The organism is Streptomyces bobili (assembly GCF_002154575.1).
Lineage (GTDB): Bacteria > Actinomycetota > Actinomycetes > Streptomycetales > Streptomycetaceae > Streptomyces > Streptomyces bobili.
This window is the reverse complement of the sequence record NZ_MUBA01000730.1, coordinates 1-7,422: the sequence shown is the minus strand read 5'-3', so window position 1 is coordinate 7,422 and position 7,422 is coordinate 1. Positions and strand designations below refer to the sequence as shown.

At 75.0% G+C, this 7,422-nt stretch carries 7 protein-coding genes; 5 read left to right on the top strand and 2 right to left on the bottom strand.

The features are described from left to right. Together BZL64_RS36870 and BZL64_RS36865 are read left to right on the top strand one after the other, a co-directional pair. The coding region (locus tag BZL64_RS36870; RefSeq protein WP_143663426.1) for a M24 family metallopeptidase at window positions 1–438 on the top strand (438 nt) is incomplete at its 5' end. Between the two features lie 88 nt (window positions 439–526). Then, window positions 527–1,465 carry a phosphotransferase family protein gene (locus tag BZL64_RS36865; protein ID WP_086773368.1) on the top strand — a complete coding sequence of 313 codons (939 nt, stop codon included), beginning with the start codon at window positions 527–529 and terminating at the stop codon, window positions 1,463–1,465. Between the two features lie 34 nt (window positions 1,466–1,499). Here BZL64_RS36865 and treZ read toward each other — a convergent pair whose 3' ends face one another. Further along, complete coding sequence (gene treZ / locus BZL64_RS36860; protein WP_086773367.1) at window positions 1,500–3,245, bottom strand: malto-oligosyltrehalose trehalohydrolase; 1,746 nt, start codon at window positions 3,243–3,245, stop codon at window positions 1,500–1,502. A 202-nt stretch (window positions 3,246–3,447) separates the two neighbouring features. Between treZ and BZL64_RS36855 the strand changes: the two genes are divergently transcribed. The 3 genes from BZL64_RS36855 (at window position 3,448) to BZL64_RS36845 (ending at window position 5,944) form a co-directional block, all read left to right on the top strand. Continuing rightward, window positions 3,448–3,999 carry a DUF1707 and FHA domain-containing protein gene (locus BZL64_RS36855; protein ID WP_086773366.1) on the top strand — a complete coding sequence of 184 codons (552 nt, stop codon included), beginning with the start codon at window positions 3,448–3,450 and terminating at the stop codon, window positions 3,997–3,999. A gap of 65 nt (window positions 4,000–4,064) precedes the next feature. After that, on the top strand, window positions 4,065–5,474 hold the full coding sequence (locus BZL64_RS36850; RefSeq protein WP_086773365.1) for a M14 family zinc carboxypeptidase: 1,410 nt from the start codon (window positions 4,065–4,067) through the stop codon (window positions 5,472–5,474). Continuing rightward, window positions 5,471–5,944, top strand: coding sequence for an SSI family serine proteinase inhibitor (locus BZL64_RS36845; RefSeq protein WP_086773364.1), 474 nt, complete (start codon window positions 5,471–5,473; stop codon window positions 5,942–5,944). Before BZL64_RS36850 ends, BZL64_RS36845 begins: the two co-directional genes overlap by 4 nt. 111 nt (window positions 5,945–6,055) lie before the next feature. Here the strand turns inward: BZL64_RS36845 and BZL64_RS36840 are convergent, their stop codons facing one another. Continuing rightward, a complete protein-coding gene (locus BZL64_RS36840; protein ID WP_086773363.1) occupies window positions 6,056–7,315 on the bottom strand; it encodes a M14 family zinc carboxypeptidase in 1,260 nt (419 codons plus the stop codon). Window positions 7,316–7,422 lie beyond the last annotated feature (107 nt).

The window sequence follows — 7,422 nt, the reverse complement described above, 5'->3', positions numbered from 1 at the left end:
GTCCTCGACTTCGGCGGCCTCAAGGACGGCTACGGCTCCGACACCTCCCGCACGGTCCACGTCGGCGAACCCACCGACGAGGAACGCCGGGTCCACGACCTCGTCCGCGAGGCCCAGGAGGCCGGCTTCCGCGCCGTACGGCCCGGCGTCGCCTGCCAGGAGGTCGACCGGGCCGCCCGCGCCGTCATCGCCGACGCCGGGTACGGCGAGTACTTCATCCACCGCACCGGTCACGGCATCGGCGTCACCACGCACGAGCCGCCGTACATGATCGAGGGCGAGGAGCAGCCGCTCGTCCCCGGCATGTGCTTCTCCGTGGAACCCGGCGTCTACCTGCCCGGCCGCTTCGGGGTGCGCATCGAGGACATCGTCACGGTCACCGAGAACGGCGGCAGGCGCCTCAACGACACCACCCGCGAGCTGGTCGTCGTCGACTGAGAACCACCAGGAGTCCCGGCACCCCCCGACCGGCACCCACCCCGACCGGCACCCACCCGAACGGCACTCGAACGGCTACGGCGCGACCATGACCCAGGCACCCACACCCACCGCGGACACCGTCCGCCGACTGGTGCGCACGCTCCTCAAGAACGGCGACGACAGCGGTCGCGGCCCCGAGGTGCGGCCCGTCACCCAGGGGAGCGGGCACGGCACCTGGTGGGTCGGCACCCGCCACGTCCTGCGGCTGGCTTCCGACCGCGAGGCGACCGTCCGCATGCGCCGCGAACTGCGGCTGCGCGACCTGGTGCGGCCGCACGTCCCGGTCGCCGTGCCGGCCTCCGTCGCGCACGGCGAATGGTCGCCCGGCCTCACCTACACCCTCGACACCCTGGTGCCCGGCGGAACCGCCGAGGACCACGACGTGTCCGCCGTCGGCGAGGCCGACCTGGCCGGACTGCTCGGCGGACTGCGCGAGGTACCGGTCCGCCAGGCCGAGACGACCGGCGTGCCGCGCGTCGCCCCGCGCTCCCTGGAGGCACTGCGCCGGATGGCGGTGGCCGCCGCCGAACGCCTCGGCGCCGCCGACGAGTTCGACCCGGCCCGGCTGCACCAGCTCACCCCTCCCGGCGCGGCCCAGCTCGCCGCGCAGCCCGCCACAGCCGTCCTCGTCCACCACACCCTGCGGGGCGAGCACCTCGTGGTCGGCGCCGACGGCCGGGTGCGCGGCGTCCTCGACTGGACCGGCGCGGTCGTCGGCGACCCCGCCGAGGACATCGCGGGCCTCGCCCTCGCCGTCGGCTCCGGCGCCGCCGTCCGCGCCGCCACCCTCACCGGGTACGGCGCCCGCGCCTGCCTGCGCGGCCTGTGGCTGGCCCGCTGCGACACCGTCGTACGCCTCGACGAGCGCCTCACCGGCCACGGCACCGAGCCCCCGGCCCTGCTGCGCACCCAGCTGCGACGGGCCTGGGAGGCGATCCTGCTGGAACGGGTGACGGAACTCCGCGAGGACGGGGCGGAAGACTAGCGGAGCAGCCCGCCCCAGCCCTGCGGAGTCGCTCTCAGTCCTGCTCCAGCACCACGCACGACTCGCCGGGCACGTGCAGCAACCCGTCCGGGCCCGGTGCCTCCACCGGTTCCCACGCGGCCAGCACGCGCGCGGGACGCGTGCCCAGGGGGATCGCCGCCGGCGCCTTGCCGAGGTTCACGGCCACCCGGACGTCGCCGCGGCGGAAGGCCAGCCAGCGGGCCTGCGCGTCATGGGCGACCTTGAGGTCGGCGAGGTCCGGATCGGTCAGGTCCGCCTGGGCGTGCCGCAGCGCGATCAGCCGGCGGTACCAGGCCAGCACGCGCGCGTGCGGCTCACGCTCCGGCTCCGACCAGTCCAGGCAGGAGCGGTCCCGCGTCGCCGGGTCCTGCGGGTCGGGCACGTCCTCCTCCGCCCAGCCGTGCGCCGCGAACTCCCGCCGCCTGCCCCGCCGTACGGCCTCCGCGAGGTCGGGGTCGGTGTGGTCGGTGAAGAACTGCCAGGGCGTGCCCGCCGCCCACTCCTCGCCCATGAACAGCATCGGCGTGAACGGCGAGGTCAGCGTCAGTGCCGCCGCGCAGGCCAGCAGGCCGGGGGAGAGGGAGGCCGAGAGCCGGTCGCCCTGGGCGCGGTTGCCGACCTGGTCGTGGGTCTGGGAGTAGCCGAGCAGCCGGTGCGCGGGCAGCCGGGTACGGTCCAGCCGGCGCCCGTGGCACCGGTCGCGGAAACTGGAGTAGGTGCCGTCGTGGAAGAAGCCGCCGGTGAGGGTCTTGGCGAGCGCGGCGAACGGGTCGCGCGCGAAGTCGCCGTAGTAGCCCTGGGACTCGCCGGTCAGGGCGGTGTGCAGGGCGTGGTGGAAGTCGTCGTTCCACTGCGCGTGCAGACCCAGGCCGTGCTCCAGGCGGGGCGTGATCAGCCGCGGGTCGTTCAGGTCGGACTCGGCGATCAGGAACAGCGGCCGGCCCGTCTCCGCGGCGAGCGCGTCCACCGACTCCGACAGCTCCTCCAGGAACGGGTACGCGCGCGTGTCGGCCAGCGCGTGCACCGCGTCCAGCCGCAGTCCGTCGATCCGGTAGTCGCGCAGCCACGCCAGCGCGCTGCCCAGCAGGAACGCCCGCACCTCGTCCGAGCCGGGCGCGTCCAGATTGACGGCGGAACCCCACGGAGTGTGGTGGGTGTCGGTGAAGTACGGGCCGAACACGGGCAGGTAATTGCCCGACGGGCCCAGGTGGTTGTGCACCACGTCCAGGACCACGCCCAGCCCCAGCTCGTGCGCCCGGTCGACGAACCGCTTCAGCGCCTCGGGCCCGCCGTACGGCTCGTGCACCGCCCATAGCGACACCCCCTCGTAGCCCCAGCCGTGTCGGCCGGGGAAGGGACACAGCGGCATCAACTCCACATGGGTCACGCCCAGTTCGACGAGATGGCCGAGCCGGCCGGCCGCCGAGTCCAGCGTGCCCTCGGCGGTGTACGTGCCCACATGCAGCTCGTACAGGACCGCGCCCGGCAGCGGACGCCCCGGCCAGGCGGCCCGCCACGCGTACCGGCCGTGGTCGACGACCGCGCTCAGCCCGTCCGGCCCGTCCGGCTGACGGCGCGAACGCGGGTCCGGCCGCACCGGGCCGTCGTCCACCGCGAAGCCGTACCGCGTGCCGTCCCGCGCCTCCGCCTCGCCGCTCCACCACCCCGGCCGCGTGGCGTCGCGCTCCAACGCGCGCGTGACGCCCTCGCACTGGAGCGTCACACGTTCGGCCTGCGGTGCCCACACCTCGAACTGCACGGACGGTTCCCCTTCGTCTGCTCACGGTCCGCCGACCGTGAGGTAGCCCGACGCGACCCATCGTGCTCCACCCGAGATCGATCCGCCGCGCGAACACCCCCATCGGCAGCGGTGTCGTCACGCGTCGATCCGGGCACGCGCGCGTGGCCGCCGTTCTCCCGTTTTCTGGACACCCGCCGTTCACTGCCCGACAATCACGAACGTGACGTCGTCATTCGAGTTCAACACGTACCCCGCGCGCCTGTCCGACGTGGAGCGCGACAGGGCGCTGAAGGTGCTCCGTGACGGCGCCGCCATGGGCCGTCTCTCCCACGACACGTTCATCCGGCGCATGGAACTGGCGCTCGCCGCCCGCCGCTCCGACGAACTCGCGGTCCTCACCGCCGACCTGCCCAGCGAGAACCGCTTCTCGCGCGCCCTCTTCGGCACCGTCGAGGCCGTCTCCGGCTTCACCGTACGGCTGCGCAGGGCCTGGCAGGCCGAGCGGCTGCCCAAGCTGCTGCTCCCGCACCCCGGCACCGCGCGGGCCCTGCGCATCGGCCGCGACCCGGCCAGCGGCCTCAGACTGACCCACGACAGCGTCTCGCGCGTGCACGCCGAGCTCAGCCGCCAGGGCGGTGTGTGGATCCTGCGCGACCTCGGCTCGACCAACGGCACCACCGTCAACGGACGACGCGTCATCGGCGCCGCCGTGGTCCGCGAGGGCGACCAGGTCGCCTTCGGACTGATGGCGTTCCGTCTCTCCGTGAACTGAGTCCCGCACCGGCAAGCCGAGCCCGCCGGGGCGGTGTTGACGTACCTCCCGCGCCATGACTCACTGTGCGTACACCCGGCACTCCCGGTGAACCGACGGCGCCGGCCCCGACGCGGAGGTGTGTCCTGCCGCCACTCCTGCGCTACCCGACCGCGGACGAACTCGCGGCCCGCGCGGCCGCGCTCGTCGCCCGCCGGCCCCACGACACCCGGCTGCGCCGCGTCGGCGTCTCGCGCGCGGGCACCCCCCTGTGGCTGCTCTCCGTGGGCCACGGCACCCGCCAGGCCCTGATCGTCGCCGGACCGCACGCCAACGAACCCGTCGGCGGCGCCACCGTCCTGCGGCTCGCCGAGCGCGTCCTCGCCGACCCCAGGCTCACCGAGGACGCCGACGCCACCTGGAACCTGCTGCTCTGCCTCGACCCCGACGGCCTGCGCCGCAACGAGGGCTGGCTGTCCGGCCCGTACAGCCTCGGCCGCTACTTCCGGCACTTCTTCCGGCCAGGCTTCCGGGAACAGCCCGAGTGGCTGCCCGACGGGGCGGGAGCCGCGGCGCTGCCGGAGACACGGGCGCTGCTCGGCCTCCAGGACGAGCTGAAACCTTTCTTCCAGTGTTCGCTGCACGGCGTCGACGTCGGCGGCGGCTTCGTCGAACTCACCCGCGACCTCCCCGGACTCCCGCGGCGCGTGGCCCACGCCGCCGCCCGCCTCGGCATCCCGCGCGAACTCGGCTCCTACGACACCCTGTACTGGCCGGGCCTCGGACCCGCCGTCTACCGGATCCCGCCACCGCGCCCGCGCGACCTCGCCGCCGCCATCACCGAGGCCGCCGTCGAGTCGACCTGGTACCACCCGCACCGGCACGGCACCGTCACCGCGGTCGTCGAGGCGCCCATGTGGGGCGTCGCCGCCGTCGAGGACGACTCACCGCCCGACGACCGCGACGCCGTGCTACGCGCGGTGAGCCGGACCCTGCGCCACGAGACCCGGCTCCTCGAACGCCTCCTCGCGCGCGCGGCGCCCCATCTCCCGGCCGCGCCCGACACGGCCCGCCTGCTCGCCCCCGTCCACGACTACCTCCTGGTCTGCCCCGGCCTCGCCGACGCCTGGGACCCCGACGCGGGCGACCCCGCACATCCGCTGCCACCCCTGAACACCGCCCACCTGGCCGCCCTGCGCATCGCCGGCCGCCGGATCGCCGTACGCACCGCGGGCCTGCTCCACCAGCTCGTCGCCGGGGCCGGGCAGGATCCGGCCGGGGTGCTTCCCGAACTGGACGCGCTCATCGACGCCTGGTGCGCCGACTACCACGACGGCTTCGGGGCCCGCTGGATCCCGGTCGCCCGCCAGGTCGAGTACCAGACGAGAGTCGTCCTCGCCGCGTTCGACCTGGCCGCCCGGCCGGCCCCCGCACCCGCACGATCGGGTGAGCCGGACTGGGGAACCGGGGCCACCGTGCCGATGCACCGGGAATGAAGCACTTCCCCACACACCGCCTCCTGGGCGCCCTGCCCGTCACGGCCGCCCTCCTCCTCGCCGCCGTCGCCCCCACCCAGGCCTCGGCGCCCCGGAGCCTCCTCCCCGGCGACGGACTCCGGCTCACCGTCACCACCGGCGACTCCCGCTCCAGCGACACCCGCGGCACCCTCCTGTTGTGCGACCCGCCCCAGGGCCACTCCCGCGCCGCCGAGGCCTGCGCCGACCTCACGGCGGCCGACGGCGACATCGGCGCCGTCGCGCACGAGGACGCCGTCTGTTCCCTCCTGTACGCGCCCGTGACCGCCCACGCGAGCGGCCGGTGGAACGGCCGCCCGGTCGAGTACACGGAGACCTTCTCCAACACCTGCGTGATGCTCGCGCGCACGGGCGCGGTCTTTGCCCTCGACGACGAGCAGCTCCCCGAACTGGCCGAACTCCCCGAACCGGCCGGGCTGCCCGGGGCCTGAGACCGGCCGGCCGGCTCCGGGCCCGCGCAGACACGCAGACACGCGCACACGCGCGCGGGGCGTGCGCGCGCCCGGAGCCGCCCGCCGCCGGTTCTTCGGCCGCCGCAGCTTCTAGGGCTGCTGCGGTGACCCCTCGCGCGCGTGCAGCGCCGCCGCGACGACCGTGCGGGACTGGTGCTCGACCTGGTGCTCCAAGGGCACCCAGCGGGCCCGGAACCGCTCGGCGAACTCCTCGCTCCACGCCTCGACGAGACGCTCCAGACGCGGCGCCGCCCGGTCGTCCCGCTCCCGCAGCACCCGCCACAGCATCGCCGCCGCCCGCAGCGGCAGACGGCGGCCGAAGGCGTCCACACTGCCGACGTACGCCATGGTGGTGTCGGCCGGGGGCGTGTGGGTCCAGTCGGCGGCCAGGCCCGGCACCAGCTCCAGCGCCCAGCGGGCCGCCCTCAGCAGCGGCCCGTCGACGCCCTCCAGCCGGGGCGAGGCCTCAGCCAGCACGTGCTCCACCTCCCGGGCGTCCCGCAGCAGACGGCCGGCCAGACGCTGGATCGCCTGCGCGGGACCGGGGTGCGGCGCCGGGTCGTCCACCAGGTCGCTCGCCCACATCGGCACCTCCACGACCGCGGTCAGGCCGCCGTGGCGGTGGGCGTGGTACCAGGTGCTGTGGCGCGCGTCGTCCGGCATGCTCGGGTAGGCCACGCCCGCGCCCGGTTCCGGCATCACATGCACCCCCGGCCCGGAGGCGGGCCACCCCGCCGCGTCGGAGGCGCCCGTCTCCACCGGGATGTGCAGTTGCGCCGCCGACTTGGCGAACGGCTCGGCCAGACCCGGGATGTCCCTGGTCAACTGCACCCAGCTGCCCCCCAGTTCGGTGCCGTGCAGCGTCACCTGGAGGTAGGGCCTCAGCTCGTCGATGACCCCGGTCAGCGCACGCGTCTCCGGCGGCAGCCGGTCCGCAGGCAGGACGGCCGGGGACCACTCCGGCTGCTCCGGGCCCGCGGGCCGGAAGAAGCCCCGGTGGTACTCCAGCAGGCTGCGCGGCGCCGGCGTCACGTGCAGACTCGCCCCGTCGGGATCCGCGCAGAGCAGGAAGTGCCAGGACGTGCCGTCCCTCAACTCCCTTTCCAGCAGGACCCGTTCGGTCAGGGCGAGCAGGGTCGGGCCGCCGGTGGGCTCGTTGGCGTGAGCGCCCGCGACGACCAGGACGGCCCGCCGCGCATGCCCCACCGACAGCAGATGCAGCGGTCGGCCGGCCCGTGAGAGACCCACCTTCCGCAGCGTGCACAGTCCGGGCCGCAGTGCTGCCAACGCCCTGGCGGACGCGGTCAGTTCGGGCACAGTGGGGTAGCGCAGCTCCGGCAGGAGACTCACCCCCGTCACGTCCGCCCGGCCTTCGCATCCGCAGTACCCCACGGTCTCGGTGCCCTGTCAAGAACGCGCCACGGGCGCCTTCCGGGGGCGCCCGTGGCGCGTTCTTG